Here is a 19,160-nt window from a genome sequence, read left to right as displayed (position 1 = left end):
CTTCTAAATTTAAGGTAATATTTAATTGAGCCATAATAATCTTCCTTTCAATGTTTGTCTGTCAACTACATTGTACCAAAGAGATTATTATGGTTTTTTACTTTTACACAATTATATGGGCTTTATCACTGTCACCTCATGACATGTCCTGTTAAACTCCTAATTCCCCTTGTCACCTCATAACAAGTCCTGTTAAACTTTCAATTTCCCTTGTCACCATATGACATGTCCTGATAGAGCTCCAATTCCCCTGGTCACCTCATGACTAGTCCTGTTAGACTTCCAATTTCCACTGTCACCAAATGACAAGTCCTGTTAACAACCAATTTCCCTTGTCACCAAAAGACACGTCCCGTTAAACGTTTAATTTCCCTTGTCACCTCATGACAAGTCCCGTTAAACACCCAATTTCCCTTGTCACCATATGACACGTCCCGCTAACCCAAAATCCCACGTTCCTCTCAAACCCAAATACTAAATTAACACTAAACCTGCACTCATCTATCCTCACGACACACCTCAACCAACACACCCATCAAAAAAACCTTACCAAATATGATTTCTCATACTCAGTAAGGTTTTATTTTATTGCTCAGGCGAACGAGACGATTGCATTGTATAATACAAGCCGCGTGCCTTCATAAGTGTATCGTGGTTTCCTTGTTCAACGATGGAACCATCTTTCATAACTAATATCATATCCGCATTCATGATGGTTGATAAGCGGTGGGCGATAATAAAACTCGTGCGCCCTCTCATCAAGCGATCAAATGCTTCTTGAATCAGAATTTCCGTTCTTGTATCAATCGACGATGTTGCTTCATCTAGAATTAACATTGTCGGAATTGAAACAAAAATTCGCGCGATAGATAATAATTGTTGTTGCCCCGTTGATAACCCAGCACCACCACTTGTTAAGACTGTGTCATACCCATCAGGTAACAATTCAATGAAGCGATGGGCGTGAGCCGCTTTGGCTGCTTTCACGACTTCAGCTCGAGAAGCAGCTGGGTGACCGTAGGCGATATTGTCGTGAATTGTTCCACCTTTTAGCCAAGTTTCTTGTAGTACCATCCCGAATTGTTTTCTAACGGATTCGCGAGTATAGTCGGTAATCGGTTCATTATCAATCAAAATTTGTCCTTGATCTAAGTCATAAAAACGCATCAGTAAATTAATTAAAGTTGATTTACCAGCACCCGTTGGTCCAACAATTGCTACCGTATCACCTGCTTTCACTGATAAAGTCAGGTCAGTAATTAACTCTTTATCTTTTGTATAGCTAAATGAAGCACGATTAAAGTTTACTTTTCCATCGACATTACTTGAATCAATCAATCTATATCCAGTTTCTACCTCTTCTGGCTGATCGATAATTGTATATAGTCGATCCGCACAAGCCAGAGCACTTTGGATTTCCGCGAGCACATTTGAAATGTCGTTAAATGGCTTCGTGTATTGGTTCGCATAATTTAAAAATGTCGTTAATTCCCCTACAGTGAATGTTCCATTTACAATTCGAACGGCTCCTAAGAATGTTAACGCTGCGTATATCAAAGCATTAATAAAACGCGTTCCTGGGTTAATTGTCGACGAGTAAAAGATTGCCCATTTAGACTTTTCACTATAATCAGCATTGAGTTTAGTAAAAGTTTCCGTCGCTTCTTCTTGATAATTAAACAACCTAACTATATCCGCTTGTTGAATATTTTCCTCGATAAAATCCGCCTGTTCCCCACGTACCTTCGTTTGTTGTCGGAAGAGCGAGTAACTTTTCTTAGCAATAAAACGTGAGATAAATAATGAAATCGGCGTTAACACAACAACAAGTAACATCATGGTTAAATCAAGTTGTGCCATTGTAAAGATAGTGATGAAAATAGTTAATATACCAATGAAGAATTGATTGAAAATCATAATCAACCCATCACCTAATTGCTCGGTATCTGTGGTAACTCGACTCACTAAATCTCCTGTACTGCGTTGATCTATATAATTTAAAGACAATGAGTGAACTTTTTCAAGCACACGGTTACGAAGCGATTCTATAACTTCATATGTAATTTTGTTGAATAAAATTGGGTTAACCCACTGAACAATCGCATTGAGTCCAATCACAATTCCCATATTCATAAGTGTTGGTAATAAGACATCAAAGTTCACTTGCCCTTCACCAATCGTCTGGTTAACGGCTTGTCCGATTAAAATTGGGAGGTAAACAGTCAATCCTACTTGGATAACTGTTGATATTAACGAAAGAACAACAAGTAATTTGTGTCCAGATAGGTCAGAAAATAATCGTTTCAAAATACTTGAACTGCTTTTATTAGTGTTCTCCATTATCCGCTACCTCCTTCACATTTTGTGATGCATAAATCTCTTGGTACACAGGGTTATTTGCCAGTAACTCTTTGTGGCTAGCATAGCCAATTTGTCTTCCTTCTTCTAAGACCACGATATTATTTGCCTGTTGTAAACTATGTGTTCTTTGAGAAATCATAATTATCGTACGGTCGTTATACTTTTCTTTCAGCGTTCTTTGGAAATTTGCTTCAGTAACATAATCCAAGGCACTCGTTGAATCATCAAAGATTAATAATGATGACGGTTTAATTAGTGCTCGTGCAATCGTTAGACGTTGTCTTTGACCACCAGAGAAATTACGTCCAAAAGTAGCGACTTCTTTATCCAAACCTTCTGGATATGAGCGAACAAAGTCCAATGCTTGCGCATCTTCTAGTGCTTGCCACATCATCTCTTCCGTCGCTTCAGGATTTCCTAATAATAAGTTACTTCGAATTGTTCCTTTAAATAAGGCTACGTTACTTGGAACAACACTTATATTCTCTCTTACGTCACGCCTTGAATCCGTATTAAAGTAATCTTCTTGGAAGAAAACGCCACCCTCTTGGGCATCGTAAGTTTTTGTAATTAATTGAAGTAAGGTTGATTTACCAGAACCAGTACTACCGATAATCCCAACAAAATCGCCCTCTTTAATTGAGAAATCAATATTTGATAGCGATGGTTTCGTTGCATTCGGGTATGTAAAAGTCACATCTTGAAAACTTAAAACTGTATGCTTCTCTTCATTTTGCTGGCTACTATTCTCAAACACTTCAGATTCTAGTGGTTGTTCAAAGACAGTCACTACACGTTTAGCACTTGAGTATGCTCGATTTAATTGTGTAATGACTAATGCAATCTTCACTAATTCCACTAAGATAGCTAATAAATAATTCACTAAAGCGACTAGCTGACCTTGGGTCAATGATCCGAAATTAATAAAACTCCCACCTTGCCAAAGGACAATAATTAAAGCAACATTCACCACTATATAAGTGAGTGGATTAGTGAAGGCATTAATGAAACCTACACGTATTTGGTCTGTAGTGACGTTCTTATTTTGAGCTTTAAATTCATTCACTTCACGGTCTTTTTGTTGAAAAGCGCGGATTACTCGCATGCCCTTCATTTGTTCTTGTGTTAATGTCACTAATAGATCAAATTGCTCTCGTATTTGTGTATATAATGGATTTGCAAAATAAATAATTGCACCTACTACAACAAATAAAATGGCAATCATAGCTAAAAATATAAGTGTCATTCGTCCATCAATTTGTGCGGCCATAATTAAAGAACCGAATACAATAAAAGGTGAACGAAGGAATAAGCGGAAAAATGTATTCAATCCACTTTGAATTTGGAACGTATCACTTGTTAATCGAGTGACGATACTCCCGGGAGAAATCGTTCCATATACTTCTTTTGGTAATTGTAAAACAAATTCAAATAAATCATTGGTTAAATTTTCAGCAAAACCTACAGCTGCTTTTGCTGATAGAAACTGTGCTGTAATTGAAAAGGCTAGCCCAGCTGCAGCAATTCCAAACATCACCAAAATATATTTGATAATATTTGCTACATCTCCAGTTGGGATGGCAACGTCAATAATTAATGCTACAATCATTGGGACTAGCAATTCTAAAACTGCTTCGACTAATTTCATTAAAGGTCCGAAGATACTACTAAGCTTGTAGCCTTCAAAATATCTAAATAATCTGCTCATATTATTCCTCTACTTTTTCTTTATTCTCGATCGGATACGATACTATTAAACAATTTTTGTTGTAAAGTTGATACTGGTAGGGATTCTAGCTCTTGAATGCTTACCCATTTGAAGTCTTCCTCATTCAAATCTGCTGTCCCATCTAGTAAAAATGGTATCACTTGTACTTGCCAAATCCGATGTGAGAATACATGCTTCACTTGTGCGAATGTTGGCAAGAGTTCAAAGCCTTCTTCTTCATCCAATATCAATGATCGGTCTAGCTTTAATTCACTGATATCAATACTTTCATCTAAATGATTCACTAAAGGCTCTATCAATTCAGAACTCGTCGCGCCTTCCATAACTACATTCACTTCAACCATTGGAAAATGCCACAGACCCGTCAAAAGTTCTTTGTCATTATGTTTGCGCATTAACCATTCACCCTTATGATTTCGTATCGCATAGGCGATTCGGTGGTGTTTGGTTGCTTTTGTTTTCTTTTTCTTTACTGGGTAAAGATGACTCGTATTATTCTGATAAGATTGATCAAATTCTTTGATCGGACTATCTTCAGGTTGGTAATCGGTTGGTGTCATAATCGTGGCACCGATATCCATCAAGGCTTGGTTAAAGTCACCTGGCCTTTTTGAATCAATTAACTGATACAAAATACTAGTAAACTCATTTTTTGTCTTATTTAAAGTGATATCACGGTCTATTTCAAATAAGCGAGCTACAATCCGCATTAAGTTACCATCTAACGCTGGTTCTGGAAGATTAAACGCAATACTACCAATTGCACCGGCGGTATATGGACCGATACCTTTCAAAGAAAGCAGACCTTCCAACGTATTAGGCATCTCACCGTTAAAGTCAGCCATCACTTGTTGAGCTGCAAATTGCATATTACGAACACGTGAATAATAGCCTAAACCTTGCCAGAGACCCATTAATTCAGACTCTTCCACTTCGGCTAAATCTTTAATTGTGGGGAGTTCTTTAATAAACCGTTCGTAATATGGAATAACTGTATTAACTTGTGTTTGTTGCAACATAATCTCACTAACCCAAATATAGTAAGGGTTCTTCGTTTGTCGCCAAGGTAAGTCTCTTTTGTTCGCATCATACCAATCTAATAATTGAGTTTGGAATGCTTTTATCTTTTTTTCATCCCAATTGATCGGATACTGTTCGATTAACTTTTGTCTTTTGTTCGTCATTTAATCCACTTTCTATTCATTCTTTTCCAATTCGGCTTCATTATCTTCAAGCCAATGTTTAATCATTTCATAGTCAAAGCCTTTACCTAACAGACTTTGTATCATTTTTTGTTTTAAATCATAGCCACTAAAACGGCGCTGATGTTTTCTTAAATATTTGTCGGCTTCTTTTTCTAACATGTCTTCTTGATCATCTTCAGCGTCGTCAAAGGTCAATTCGCTCATATGTTGATTCACTAAATCTTTGTCAAAGCCTTTGGTAAGTAGATGAGTATACAATTTACTGCGCATCATTTTTGGTGGCAGTGATTTTTTAGTTCGGATGAATTTCTCAATCAGCGCTTGAATATTTTCACTTTGTTCTTCTTCTGGATACTCGTCCATTGCATCAAGAATAGTCATTTCATTGATCCCCTTTTTGACTTTCAATTCATTTTGAATAATGTTTGGTCCCTTAGACTTCAGTGTGTAGTTTGTGCGGACATAGCTTTTGGCATATTCCAAATCATTTAAATAGCCTTGTCGAATTAAACGGTCAAGGGTATTTTCAATCACTTCTTCTGAAGGTGCGGTTGAATTCTCTTCTTTTTCTTTTTTATCTTTTTGCTTATGTAAATAGTCGCGCATTTCTTTGATGGAACGCATTCCATAAGATAAATAATTAATCGCAGCAGAGTATAATTTATGATCATTCTCTGCTGATTTAATCTTATCTAATAAGTTTTGATCCACTTCTTGGTCTTTACGCAAAGCGTATTCGATTAGAATTTCTTGATCGACACCAATAAAAAACTCGTCATCAACGAAGATTGAATAACGATTTGCTTGTTTCTGTTGTTGTGCAATTTTTGTGATTTTCATACGTCTTAACTCACTCTACTTTCTTTTATTCGATAAGGTATATTGGTATTCATACATAAATGGGTTTGTTTCAATAAATTTATAAATAAACTCAAGTTGTTTTTTAATCGAATAGTTATGTAGTTCCATTTCCATTGAATAATTGTGGAGAACTTTTTGAAAGTTTGTACATTCTCTATCATATTTAAAATATAATTGATATAATGGCTTGTCCTTATCATCAATGGATATGTAAATGGTATTGGCATCTTTGCATTCAAAGGCAAATACTAAATATATATATAATAATGTCATGAAATCACTCCTTATTAAAATTCATTCATATTTAAATAGTGATTACTCATTTTCTATGTTACCATATTTTGAATGTCTCCTAACGAATTATTTAACAAAAGGTGGGTGATATCTTTATGAGAAAGAAATATAAAAAAATAGTTGAAGTAGCAACAACAGCAGGTAGAATTATGCTGGAGTCTCATGCTGAAAGTTATCGAGTTGAGGATACGGTTCGACGTATTCTTCAAACAAGTGGACTTTCTAACACGGAAGTCATCACAAATACAACAGGTCTATATGTTACTTTAGATGATTCAGATCCTGAAATCGAAGGTTTTACATTAGTTCGTCGAATAACAGACCGTAGTAACCAATTAAATAAGATTTACCGAGTGAATAATATTTCACGCCAACTTACAAGTGGACAGATTACGATTGATGAAGCTGCTGAACGACTCGATGTGGTAGATGATTCTGATTACACAGTCTTTAGTAAAGATATAGCAACGGTTATCTTAGTGATTGCCTTTGTTGTTCTATTAGGTGGAAGCTTCTGGGACAGTGTCTTTTCAATCTTTACTGGTTTACTCGTAGCTTATTCACGTATATTAAAAGACTTATTCCAATTGAATAGCTTTATTTATGGTGTTGCATCAACCTTATTGACTGCATTTTTAACTAATGTAATTGCGGCGGTAGTTCCACTTGATATATCAACTGATGTTATTATCATTGCTGGTTTAATGCCTCTATATCCGGGGACTGCTGTGACCAATGGTCTTCGAGATATGTTAAAAGGCGATTATATCTCTGGTGTCGCTCGTGTGGCTGATGCGATTGTTATTGCACTAAGTTTAGCGATTGGTGTCGCGATTGGCCTTTACTTTTACGGGGAGGTTACATCATGGTTGGTATAATTATCCAAGTTATCGGGGCATATGTAGCCACAATCACAGCTGCTATTACACTTGAAGCACCTAGATCATTCATCTTCAAGACGGGTTATGCGGGAGCAATCGGCTATCTTGTATATCTTCTATTGGCAAACCCAATGGGTGTCGCTTTAGCAACATTTTTTGCTTGTAGTGTTGTATCATTAATTAGCCAATTCTTTGCGCGTCGCTTTAAAGCGCCGGTAACTATCTTCTATATCCCAGCCTTTTTCCCATTTGTGCCTGGGTTAGCGATTTATCAGACAGCTCTTTACTTTATTCAAGGAAACTATAATCTAAGTAATTATTATCTCATTCAAACTCTATCAATCGCTGGGGCGATTGCCTTAGGTGTATTCTTTACAGATTCAATCTTAGAGATATACATGCACGTTCAATTCAAAATGTTAAACATGAGAAAATAAGCAAAAAAAGCGTCAGAATTCAATTTGGAATTCCGTCGCTTTTCTTGTATTTACTTTATTTCTTAAAAATTACTGTACTTAATCCAGCTAATTTAATTTGTGTTGATGACAGTATTTCAATGCCTTGGGGTTGCATTAAAGGTTCAGTATCAACCCGATCCTGGTCGGCTATCACTTGCCCCAACTCAACGTCTTCCGGTAATGTGAACGTACGACTTCGTTTGTTTCCATTAATCACTATAATATACTCGTCCCCTTTTGTTCCTCTCACTTTATAAGCAATCGCCACATCACGTTCACGAATTTCTGGGACATTTAATAGTTGTACATTTGTATCAATGAGTTCTTTATCAGCTAGTCTAAAGGCATCTGTTGATTGACGGAGTTGAATTAAGCCGCGCATATGCTCCATCGTTGTATTCTCAATTGAGTAACCATTCACTCCTCTTACTTTTTCCCATTCAAACTTGTTAATCGCATCGGACGAGTTATAAGAGTCATGAATAAAGTATGGATATTCAATCGGGTCCCCATTATTATTAGTAAAGTAAGTAGAATTATCTGGAATATCGCCCCACTCATCTACCATGGTTTTAAATTCTGGGTGCTTAAATTGTTTGGTACGACCGTATTCTTGACCGGCATGAATAAATGCTGTCCCTTGTGAAGTTAAAACGATTAAATTACCCAGACGTATGCGTTGGTGTATCTCTTCCACATGGATATTTGGATCTTTATTAATCGATTCTGCAATCACGTCGTGTAAAGTTAAGTTATCATGTGCTTCAATATATTGGACGACATCACCTGGTTGGTCCGCTTCGAAATTATGCGGTTGCCCTTTAATATTATCGAAAATCTTCTGCACATTTCGGCGCCCGCCAGTAATAAAGCGTGGCTTCCCTTCACTTTGGAAACCAGATTTTAATTCGTCTCGGATTTCGTCTGAGAATGAGCCAACAGCTTCTGTATCTGACATCCATAATTGATCCGCTGCTTGAACGTCTTCAGCACCTTCATCTCCAGCGTACGTAATCCAACCTTCACCGATCATTAAGATATTTGGATTAATTTTGGCTGTTTCTTCATAGGCTAATTGAACTGTTTCTGCATCTAAATCCCCCATCATATCAAATCTAAAGCCATCAACTTTAAATTCTTCTACTAAGTACTTTAATGAGTCAACAATCAAGCGACGTGTCATATAGTGAGTACTTCCTAAACGTCCGCCACCAAAGTTAGTTCTTGATGTCCCATCTGAATCCATAAAATGATAATACTCAGGTTCTAAATCTTCAAGAATATGGAGCTCTGCGGTGTGATTATACACGACATCCAGTGTTACCGCCATTCCTCTTTCGTGGATTTCACTCACAAGTTCTTTAAACTCTCGAATCCGGGATGAAGGGTCTTCGGGGTTAATTGAATACATCCCTGTTAAAGCGAAATAATGCATTGGATCATAGCCCCAGTTGTAGTTCGTCCAAGCTGATTTATATTCTAAGAAGCGTTCACCCGTCTCATATTCATTCGCATGATAGTAACTTAAGACAGGCAGTAACTGCACATGCGTGACACCAAGCGACTGAATATAATCCAATCGTTCCGCCATCGCTTCAAACGTTCCGAAACGGTGGTGTAGTTCATCCTTTATTGATGGATCTGATGTAAAGTCCCGCACGTGAACTTCGTAGATTACAGCATCTTCTCTTCGTTTATAGTTTTCAACTTTAGCAAAGTCTAATTTTTGCCCAATGTTCTCTGGTGCAACAATCGCGGCTTTGGCAATATACGATGCTTCGTCGTGGCTATTCCAAGTACCCAGTGATTTAGCGTAAGGATCCAAGGCTAAGACGGTCTCACTATCACGGTTAATTTGGTAATGATAACAATAATTATTGAAATTATCGATACCAGACACTGTGTCTTGATTCAATGTCACTTCCCATAAACCTTTGTCGTGTGAATTCATTTCCACTACTGCGACTTGTTTTTCTTGATTGTCTTTATCATACAATAATACTTGGACCGATTTAGCGCTCGGTGACCATAATCTTAATACAGCTGTCCCATCAGAATTTAATACTGGACCGAGAGGCCCATCGTAAGCAAAGTGTTCATCTTTCTCTTGCCAAGTGAGACTTGTTGTCAATCTTTCTGTCATAAACTTCCTCCTACATTGCGTTTGATATCAAAAAAGCCAGATAATATTGAAGGTTCTAATTAGCGATCGTCCTCAATACTATCTGACTGTGAGTCCATTCTATATTAAATAGATACGATGTTTTTATCTTCGCCGTTAATATATGCCATTACGTTGTCAAAGGCAATTTGAGCACGAAGGACCATTGCTTCATTTGTTAAGTAACCAACATGTGGTGTTAACAATGCATTTTTTGCATGAAGTAACGGGTAATCATTTGGAATTAGTGGCTCCATGTCGAAGACATCAATACCAGCACCAGCGATTTTTCCTTCATTTAAAGCATTTGCTAAAGCTTCATTATCAATAATCGGTCCTCTAGCTACATTAATTAAGATAGCTGATTCTTTCATATTATCCAGCTCTCTTTCACCGATTGTGTGCTTAGTATCTTCAGTCATTGGAAGATGGATTGAGATAATATCACTTTCTTTAATCAGTGTATCTAAGCTTACATATTCAACACCCGCATCAATCGCTTCTTGTTTCTCTGAGCGGTTATACCCTAAGACTTTAGCTCCGAAAGCTTTGAATAGTTTTGCTGTATGAATTCCAATTGTCCCGGTACCAATAATACCGACTGTTTTTCCATGAATTTCTTGTCCTTGAATTAATCCTGGAAAATCGTCGCCTTTACGGACATCTAAGTCTCCTTGTTTCACTTCACGTAAAACATTCAGAGCTAAACCAATAGATAATTCTGCGACTGCTTGAGTAGCATAACCCGATGCATTTGCGATTTTAATGCCTTTTTCTTTAGCACTAGCGTTATCTACATGGTCTACCCCTGTAAAAGCAACATCGATAAATTTAGTTTTGTCTAATTTCTCAATCACTTCTTTAGGATACGGATTGTTGGCAATAATCACCACTTCAGAGTCTTTACTACGCTCATATAATTCATCTGGATCTGTTGTTTTTGTTTCATGATAGACAAACTCATGGCCTAAATCTTTTAATGGCTGTGCCAATTCTTCAATGTATTCCTTTGGTACACGTAATGGTTCTAATAAGCTAATTTTCATAATATCCTCCAATAATTCAATATTTATAGTTTAAATGATTTAAGGTAACGCTTGCAAGTATTATTAACAAAATAAAAAATAATCTTCTTAAATACAACTTGCCTGGCTCAATGTATAATAGATTATAGTATTAATATAGCATGAATATGAATGGAATGAGTAAGATATGCCTTTTGATTTTTAAAAAAAAGAGAAGCAGTTTTATAAACCAAAAACAATACCAGAAATTATTGATATACCTAAGATGAAGTTTATTGCGATTGATGGTATGGGTGACCCGAATGAATTAGACGGGGAATACCAGGCAGCAGTAAAACAAATATATAGCCTAGCCTACACGATTCGGATGAGTGAGCGTAATGGCTACACAATTGATGATTTCTTTGTATTTGTTGTTCCACCGCTTGAAGGATATTGGTGGCAAGACGGTGTACATGGTGTGGATTCATCAAGAAAAGAAGACTTCCAATGGGTTATGAAGCTGCGAATGCCAGAGTATGTCACACCTCAAGTCTTTGAGTGGGCTCAAAATGAAGTTCTAAACAAGAAGAAAATCAACACTGCAAACGTCTATCTTACAACGATAACTGAAGGTTTAACTGTCCAAATCCTCCATATTGGACCTTATGACGATGAAGTACATTCTGTGTCTAAGATGCATGACTATATCAACCAAGAAGGCTATCAACTAGATATTAGTGACATCAAGCATCATCATGAAATCTACTTATCGGATCCTCGAAAAGCTGATCCAGCCAAGCTTAAAACTATCTTAAGACACCCAATAAAAAAGAAATAACAAAAAAGTCTGAAGCGCACGCTGCGTCTCAGACTTTTTGCTTATAACCGGCGTAATACTGCATTTAATACATAATGTGAAAAATAATACACTGCTTTGGGTAATGGTAATTTTTCTAAATTATAATAAGTATTCCACGTCCGTTTCAATGCACCAATCCGGTCACTTGAAATCGAACCTTGAACTTGACGATAATAATTATGAACTTCTTGTAAGCCATAAGCTTTAACTTTTCGCTCACGCATTAACATTAACCACGTTGCTGTGTCTTGTCCTTTTCGAACAGGAGGCATACGGAAATCTCCAATTAATTCGCGGTCAATGACGACCGTCGAACAGGCAATGGCTGTATTTTTTAATAGCTCTGAATACGAGAAGGAAGCCGGTACATTGACGCGGTCTTTTAATACCTCACCTAATTCGTTGATTAATGCTAAGTCCGTATATGTAAAACCAACCTGTTTTTCTTGCATAAATACAAGTTGTTCTGTCAGTTTCGACTCCGACCAACAATCATCACTATCAACGAAAGCAATATATCTTCCTTTGGCATTCTCGATTCCAGTATTACGTGCCACGGCTGCCCCACTGTTTTCAGCTAAATTAACTAATTTAATTCGCTTATCTTCTTTAGCAAACCCTTCAATAATTTCAACCGAGTTGTCTTGGCTACAATCATTGACTAAGATCATTTCCCAATTGGTGTAACTTTGTTTAATAACACTCACAATGGTCTCGCTAATAAAGCGTTCTGCATTATACACGGGTGTGATAATGGATACTAAACCTTCTTCAAAAGTTGGCAAATTTTAGCCTCCTTAATTAATAAACGTGAACTAATTTCAATGGCACATTGTATAAAGTCGCCATTGTCATTTGGTCTTTTAACCAACGTTTCTCTGTATGATTCGCTTGGATGACAATCACAATTTGTTTCGGTACCTGTTCATCACTCTTAACTTCTTGCAACTTCGAAATAAATCGTTCTGACGAATCATTTGTGTCTTCAAAGTCCTCCGATAAGGCACTTTGAGAAACAATCCAACGTAAGTTAACCGCTGGTATACGAATCGCATCTTGAACATTATATACAGCACCTTCATGGCTACTATGAACAAGTATATGCTGATCATCTAAGTCCCATGCATACTCAAAGGCATAATTAATCTTGCTCTTACGCAATCTTTGTAAGAAGACAATTCCACTTGTTAAGATCAGTCCAACAACGAAGCCTAAGACACCATATACAATTAATGATCTCGCATTATTCGAACGATATACGCTCAATGTCTCAATCGTTGGTAAACTTAGATATTCTTCTGTATCCAATACTTCACCAATCACAGGTTCTAAAGTGATATCTGCAAATTGGTTATCCATAAATGGAATCTCACCTGAAGCTAATAAGTCACGGTAAGCATTCGCTATCGCTAAATTTTCTTCGGCTGTCTTCCCTGCTAACACTCGGAAGATAAAAACGCCGGAAGCATTATCTCTCACTGCAGAGATTGACCCACGAAACGTTGGTGTTTTAAATAACTCCAATGTTTTTTCACTATCAATTGTTTCTTGGAATTCAATTCCCGTTGTTTCTTCAACCGCTTCAACTACTTGAGGCGATGTAAAGTAATCATCAAATAAATGTGGATTCGAGAAGATTTGACCATCTTCAATCGTTACCACTGCTTTAAATGAACTCGGTTCTTGAGTATAAACATCCTCAAGGTAATCTGCAGCCTCTTGGCGGTCAGATAATAAAATATCAGTGATAAAATAACGTGCACCGACAGTAATCACAGATATAACTAAGGCGCCAATTAATATTCTTACAATATTATCTTTAAAAAATCGCCATAACTCATTTATTATTGTTGCTAAACTCATATTCATACCTCATTCTTTTTTGGTTTCGTGACGTTCTTCATTTCCATTAACTTCACAAAGCTAATCATTATTCCAAAGTAAACCCAATGCCATTCAATCAACATGTTATTCGCACTTGTGATACTCGCAAAGATATATACAACTAAGAACGATATAAAACTAATTGCAATTTGACGAATGACTTTTGATTCATGATGACGGAGTCGGTTTAAAGCTTGGATTAATAAGCCATAACTTACAACGTATAGGACAAATACTATGACACCATAACCGACCAGTATCTCAAGCCACCAGTTATGAATGTTTGTAAATTCATCAATAGGTAAAAATGGCAACATATCCATCCATATTTCAATATTCCCCGCTCCCACTCCAAAACCGAAAGTTTCTGCTAGGAATACTAAACCATTTCGCCATAGGTTAATTCGGCGTGAATCGCCTGTATTATAGAAATCGCCACCTAGATAAAACAAGTGCGAGACCATATCATTTAGCGATGGAACAAATATAATCAAGCCAACGATAAGGGCTAGACCGATACCTATCGCGCTTAAGATATACTTTCTTTTTATATCCCAATTAAATTGTAATAGTATAACCATAAAAAAGAAAAGTACGAAACTCAGTAAAATCATTCGTGAATCACTTCGATATATTAAATATGCTGTTAATAGTATTGGAATCACATATAAATATCGTCGAATCGAGTGACGATTGAGATTCAGCATAATTAAATTTACTGGCAAGTATGAGAGTAATAAAGTTGCGTAATCATTCTGATTTGTAAAGGTCGTTACCGGTATACGAGATGATGGCTGAGTAGCAAAGGTATTGTTCTTATCTAACGCTTCTAAATTAGCGAAAACATAGTGATTCGTAAGAATCTCATAAAAACCCCAAAGTGCTAAAAATGTCATCATAATCCAAACTGTCTTAATCAGAACTTTCCAAGTGACTAAATCATTCGTCCACAAGTACAAACCAACTACACTGCTTACACCTAATGTAAGCAAGAACATTGCTTGGAACCAATTCATCACATCAATCGTCCAAATGACTGACACTGCTCCCCAGGCCCACCAAAAAAGATAAATACCTGTAATGACGGTGGCTGTATTATTCGGGATGATTTTAATATTTGGATCTTGCTTGAGTATTTGATAACCAAAGATGGCTATCATACCAATCACCAGTAAACGATAAATCGTAATTTGTGCTACCGGTGTCGGAATCGCTAATATCTCCGTCCCTAAAAAGACCGAAGCAACGATCAGTATTAAATATTTTCGCAAATTGTTCACCTTCTAACTTTTAAGTAAAATCCCATTCTCCAGGATGATTCTTAATTTCTAGTGCTGTTTTAATGGTTGGTATTTGGACAACTAATGCCAATAGACCTAAACCAATTGTAATGAAAATGCTGTAATCCAATGGATATAAATTAATTAAACCAGCAACAATCATAATTAACATTGTAATAATTTGTTTCTTTTGTCCAAAGTAAAAACCAGTCCGACTTGAAAAATACGTTCTTGCAAGATAGAAAACAACATAGGCTGCGGTTGAAGCTAATGCGGCCCCTCTGAAACCAATAAATGGAGTCAGGGATAAGTTAATAATGACACTTACTACTAAGGACATAATACTTACAAAGATATTATAATGTGTTTTTCTTGAAAATACGATTCCCAATGTCGTTGTTTCAGACAAAGTATACATAATATGAGGAAATGCTAAGAGCCCCATAATGTATTGAACATCTACATATTCACCATCTGGACTTAAGATTAATGAGATTGGATATCTTAAGACTAAGATAACGAAGAATAAGCCAGATAATAAGAATAAGATAATATCACTAATAAATTTATAGTGTTTCATCGATTTATTCTCTTCGTACCAACGATAGGCTGTCGGAATCCAAAAACTCGCAAAGGCCGTCTTTAAAATTCCGATAATGCTTCCGATTTTACTCCCTGCTTTATAAATTCCGATATCCGTTAAACTTGAAAACTCAGTCAAGACGATAATATCAATGGAGTTAAGTGCAGCAGCTAAAGAGCTCGCAATCATAATCGGTGTTCCAAAGAGGAACATTTTCTTAATTAATTTTGGATCAATTTGAAAAGCGCGAAAATCCAATAAATTTCTGTAACGTGCAAATAAGACTAAGTCGGCTAAGATTTGACCAAAAATCAAACCATAAACAACGGCTCTAAAGTCTCTCACTCCAGCGAAAATCATTCCCATAGATACAATAAAGTTTCCAACTTTAAGTAGTAAACTATAGGACGAAAACTCGACGGCTTTTTCTTGCATTCGTATACTTAAAAGTAAAAATCTCTCTACAATCGTTGCTAACACCCAAACTCCAGCGTACCAAACGATGTAGTAGTAATCCCCTGATTGGAACAGCCATTCAGAAAATGGAACTGAAAAAACTGCTGACACTGCAACAAGAAACACACCTAACATTAAAGGTAGAAGCATCGCTTGTTGCATCAAGTTTCTTTTATTATCCATATGGTTATATTCGCGAGTAAACGCTTGATCCATCCCAATATATATAAAATTGGGAATTTGTAAAATTAAGGTTTCGAATGTTCCCGCTCGACCATACTCCTCAATTGGGAGTGCGTTTGTAAATATGGGGAACAAAATCAAGGAAATAGCTGCACCTAAGATTGGTCCTAAGCTAAAGCCCGCTAACCTTTTCATAAATTGTTTCATTATTTATATCACCTTTAATAATTAGTGTATTGGGCTATTGACGTTGCATATAGCTTAGCCGCTTGAATATTCGTGTAATTATTTCTCTCAAGCGCCATTAAACGCTCACTTGAATCTACTTTTCTTTCTCGAGACGCTTTAAGTACTTCTTTCAACCAATCACTTGGCGCAGCACTTAGGTTAACTCGATGCAATAAATTAAGCCCCAGTTCCACTTCCATCGGAATTGTATGCGATAAGACAACGGGCACTCCCGCCGCTTGACTTTCAATAGCCGTCGTACCTAATCCTTCGTTAATTGATGGGAATAAAAGTACATCCATGACCGGAAATAATTCTGCAATCGGTGAGATACGTCCAACTAATTGAACATAATCTTCTAATTGATTCATTTTAATTCGTTCTTTTAACTCTGCTTCAAGTTCTCCACTACCTGCGATAATGAACTTCATATTTAATTTCTTTAGTTTTGCTATTTCAGCTACTTGTAAAGTTAGGACATGATTTTTAATTGGTGCAAGTCGTCCTACTTGTCCAACGACTATGGTATCCTTTGATATTCCATAGTGTTCCCGTCCCTTTTCACGAAAGTTATTTTCTTCTTCCGATTCAAATATAAAATCATCAGGCTCAATACTATTCGGTATGATAATCATGTCTTTTCGGTCGATTTTGTAACCGAAAAGCGCTTGAACAGCATCGCGACTGCATCCAACAAATTTAGCAGAGACAGTTTGGTTAATCATCTGGTTAAGATAATGTAAAAAACGTTGTGCGACACTTAATTGATTGTCATCGACATAATGATGGGCATGAATAATAAATTCAGCCTCACTTTGGAAGTTACTAATCGTTTTGTAAGCTAAAGCACGGTAGCCAGCTATATGACAATGGATAACATCATAATGATATAACTTAATGACACGTGAGAATGATTTGTAAAACTGTCTCCATCCTTCTTTTTTCGGATTCTTGATTTGATACACATCGCCACCTGTACGACGAATGGCCTCAACAAATTCTGGTGGACATGGTCCGTAAGTTACTACATCAAATACAATTCCAAATCGATGAATCTCTGTTGCTAAATTACGGATAAATGTTGATATTCCACCACCATGACTACTCATAATATGAAGAATACGTTTATTCACTTTTTGGCTCATCTTAACGATCCCCATCCTTACATCATTCTATAAAATTCTGAGCACTTTGACTTATCTATTATTAAAGTCGACTCTTTAACGCGATGAAACACCCACAATGATAAGATTTAATCCATCGTGAGTGTTGTCGTCAGCGTTTTTTTATTCGGGTATTAGCAATTAACTAATACTCGAATCATTTGTTCTTGAACTTTGTCCTTCATTTGCTTGGGTAGAATTAGAAGCTTCTTCAGAATAACTGCCTTCTTGTTCATTTTCACCGTCATCATAATCTGGTGTACTAGTTTCAGGTAATTCTGGTTCTGCAGGCACTTCCGGCTCTTGTGATTCTACCGGTGGTTGAGTTGTACTTTCCTCCGGCGGGTAATTCGGTTGAGTCGGTTGTGTGGGTTGACTATATTCTGGTTCTTCCCAATATTCATTGTTGTTTGGTGTTGAGTTATTATTCTCCACAGGAGCGGGTTGAGCAATTGTTTCCCTTGCCGTTTCTAAAGATGTTTGTCTTTCGTTCAGTTCTTGTAAATCTTCTTCCGAAAGCCCTGTTGGATATTGATTAATAATAACCGCTAAAGATTTAGCCCGCTCTTCACTTTCTTGGATACCTAGTGGATCCTCTAAATCACTTGCTGTAATTGAAGGCATGTTGCTCACATAACGAAATTCATTCGCAACTTTTACTCGAGCATTTAAAGGTATGTGATAGTAGGCAATTTCATCAATTTGAATTTCTTCTAACGTTTCAAATTGTACTGAAGAAATATTATTTAATGCTGGCAGATACTGTTGGTAGATTGATAATACTTCATTCAAATCAACATTGGTCGTTACATATCGACTAGCTACATTAATTAGCCTTGGATATTGGACGACTGCATCTAAACTTAACGCTTTATCAATGATGGCTTTAATAACAATCTTTTGTCTGTTCTGACGTCCAAGCTCACCTTGGGGATCGTCATAACGCATACGAGCAAAGTTCATCGCCTTCACACCATCTACTTCTCTTCGCTCTCCTTCATGGAACTCAGTTCCACGATATTCAAAAGATAATGGACTCACAATTTCTATCCCACCGATGGCATCAATCATTTCTGATAAGCCGTCCATGTTCACTACTAAATAGTAATCTATGGGTACTTGTAAGAAATCTTGTACTGTATCAATTGTTAAATCAATCCCACCATATGCATACGCGTGATTAATCTTATCGGGTTCATCTTGACCATCAATATTTGTAATCGTATCTCGCGGAATACTGACCATCTTCGTTGTACCGGTTTCTGGGTTTAAATTAATAAGCATTAAAGTATCAGATCGACTCACATAACCGTCGTCCTCTTGTCTTTCTGCGCCCCCATCAGTCCCTACTACTAAGACATTAATTGGATCTCCTTCAGTAATCTGCACATTTGTGTCACGAATGTTTTGTACATTTACGTCTTGATTCGTATTATTAATTGCGTTTAGAACGTTACCATATAGGTAACCTCCAATAGCTGCAGCAACTAATATAATTATAATGATTAAATTTCGTATTGTTTTCCAAATACTAAATTTACCATTTGTTGTAAAAAATCGTTTCAAA

Annotated in this window: 16 protein-coding genes; 3 read left to right on the top strand and 13 right to left on the bottom strand. The window is 36.7% G+C overall.

All coding sequences use genetic code 11. The features are described from left to right. Positions 1 to 585: 585 nt before the first annotated feature. The 5 genes from ACEN4N_RS02315 to ACEN4N_RS02295 are packed head-to-tail and all read right to left on the bottom strand — an operon-like array spanning position 586 to position 6,429. Positions 586 to 2,340, bottom strand: a complete 1,755-nt coding sequence (locus tag ACEN4N_RS02315; protein WP_407093589.1) for an ABC transporter ATP-binding protein — start codon at positions 2,338 to 2,340, stop codon at positions 586 to 588. Next, on the bottom strand, positions 2,327 to 4,069 hold the full coding sequence (locus ACEN4N_RS02310; protein ID WP_407093588.1) for an ABC transporter ATP-binding protein: 1,743 nt from the start codon (positions 4,067 to 4,069) through the stop codon (positions 2,327 to 2,329). The genes ACEN4N_RS02315 and ACEN4N_RS02310 overlap by 14 nt, the downstream gene beginning before the upstream one ends. 20 nt (positions 4,070 to 4,089) lie before the next feature. Next, a complete protein-coding gene (gene mutY / locus ACEN4N_RS02305) occupies positions 4,090 to 5,274 on the bottom strand; it encodes an A/G-specific adenine glycosylase (protein ID WP_407089415.1) in 1,185 nt (394 codons plus the stop codon). A 12-nt stretch (positions 5,275 to 5,286) separates the two neighbouring features. Next, positions 5,287 to 6,135 (bottom strand): recombination regulator RecX, encoded by an 849-nt coding sequence (gene recX, locus ACEN4N_RS02300; RefSeq protein WP_407089414.1) that lies wholly within the window; start codon positions 6,133 to 6,135, stop codon positions 5,287 to 5,289. 15 nt (positions 6,136 to 6,150) lie between these two features. After that, positions 6,151 to 6,429, bottom strand: a complete 279-nt coding sequence (locus ACEN4N_RS02295; protein WP_407089413.1) for a hypothetical protein — start codon at positions 6,427 to 6,429, stop codon at positions 6,151 to 6,153. Positions 6,430 to 6,545: 116 nt separating this feature from the next. Here ACEN4N_RS02295 and ACEN4N_RS02290 point away from each other — a divergent pair, with 116 nt between their 5' ends. Further along, positions 6,546 to 7,328, top strand: a complete 783-nt coding sequence (locus ACEN4N_RS02290) for a threonine/serine exporter ThrE family protein (RefSeq protein ID WP_407093587.1) — start codon at positions 6,546 to 6,548, stop codon at positions 7,326 to 7,328. Then, entirely contained in the window at positions 7,316 to 7,768 is a 453-nt protein-coding gene (locus tag ACEN4N_RS02285) for a threonine/serine exporter family protein (protein WP_218930011.1), read from the top strand. The genes ACEN4N_RS02290 and ACEN4N_RS02285 overlap by 13 nt, the downstream gene beginning before the upstream one ends. 55 nt (positions 7,769 to 7,823) lie before the next feature. Here the strand turns inward: ACEN4N_RS02285 and ACEN4N_RS02280 are convergent, their stop codons facing one another. Together ACEN4N_RS02280 and ACEN4N_RS02275 are read right to left on the bottom strand one after the other, a co-directional pair. Next, a complete protein-coding gene (locus ACEN4N_RS02280; protein ID WP_407093586.1) occupies positions 7,824 to 9,932 on the bottom strand; it encodes a pullulanase in 2,109 nt (702 codons plus the stop codon). Between the two features lie 104 nt (positions 9,933 to 10,036). Then, positions 10,037 to 10,996, bottom strand: coding sequence for an NAD(P)-dependent oxidoreductase (locus ACEN4N_RS02275; protein WP_407089409.1), 960 nt, complete (start codon positions 10,994 to 10,996; stop codon positions 10,037 to 10,039). Positions 10,997 to 11,213: 217 nt separating this feature from the next. Between ACEN4N_RS02275 and ACEN4N_RS02270 the strand changes: the two genes are divergently transcribed. Continuing rightward, positions 11,214 to 11,795: a GyrI-like domain-containing protein gene (locus tag ACEN4N_RS02270; RefSeq protein ID WP_407089421.1), complete on the top strand. Its 582-nt coding sequence runs from the start codon at positions 11,214 to 11,216 to the stop codon at positions 11,793 to 11,795. 41 nt (positions 11,796 to 11,836) lie between these two features. On the opposite strand, the gene ACEN4N_RS02265 is transcribed toward ACEN4N_RS02270, so the two are convergent. From ACEN4N_RS02265 to ACEN4N_RS02240, 6 genes are all read right to left on the bottom strand, one after another. Next, positions 11,837 to 12,601 carry a glycosyltransferase family 2 protein gene (locus tag ACEN4N_RS02265; protein WP_407089408.1) on the bottom strand — a complete coding sequence of 255 codons (765 nt, stop codon included), beginning with the start codon at positions 12,599 to 12,601 and terminating at the stop codon, positions 11,837 to 11,839. Between the two features lie 16 nt (positions 12,602 to 12,617). Then, positions 12,618 to 13,679, bottom strand: a complete 1,062-nt coding sequence (locus ACEN4N_RS02260) for a hypothetical protein (protein WP_407089407.1) — start codon at positions 13,677 to 13,679, stop codon at positions 12,618 to 12,620. Between the two features lie 2 nt (positions 13,680 to 13,681). Next, positions 13,682 to 14,971, bottom strand: coding sequence for an O-antigen ligase family protein (locus ACEN4N_RS02255; RefSeq protein ID WP_407089405.1), 1,290 nt, complete (start codon positions 14,969 to 14,971; stop codon positions 13,682 to 13,684). Between the two features lie 19 nt (positions 14,972 to 14,990). After that, a complete protein-coding gene (locus ACEN4N_RS02250) occupies positions 14,991 to 16,409 on the bottom strand; it encodes a lipopolysaccharide biosynthesis protein (RefSeq protein WP_407089404.1) in 1,419 nt (472 codons plus the stop codon). 14 nt (positions 16,410 to 16,423) lie between these two features. Then, the gene (locus ACEN4N_RS02245) at positions 16,424 to 17,575 is read right to left on the bottom strand and encodes a glycosyltransferase (RefSeq protein ID WP_407089403.1); all 1,152 of its coding nucleotides are present in this window, start codon (positions 17,573 to 17,575) and stop codon (positions 16,424 to 16,426) included. A gap of 159 nt (positions 17,576 to 17,734) precedes the next feature. Next, positions 17,735 to 19,159: an LCP family protein gene (locus ACEN4N_RS02240; RefSeq protein WP_407089402.1), complete on the bottom strand. Its 1,425-nt coding sequence runs from the start codon at positions 19,157 to 19,159 to the stop codon at positions 17,735 to 17,737. Position 19,160: the final 1 nt, after the last annotated feature.

It is taken from the genome of Ruoffia sp. FAM 20857, assembly GCF_045528645.1.
Lineage (GTDB): Bacteria > Bacillota > Bacilli > Lactobacillales > Aerococcaceae > Ruoffia > Ruoffia halotolerans.
This window is presented reverse-complemented; position numbering and strand designations above follow the sequence as displayed.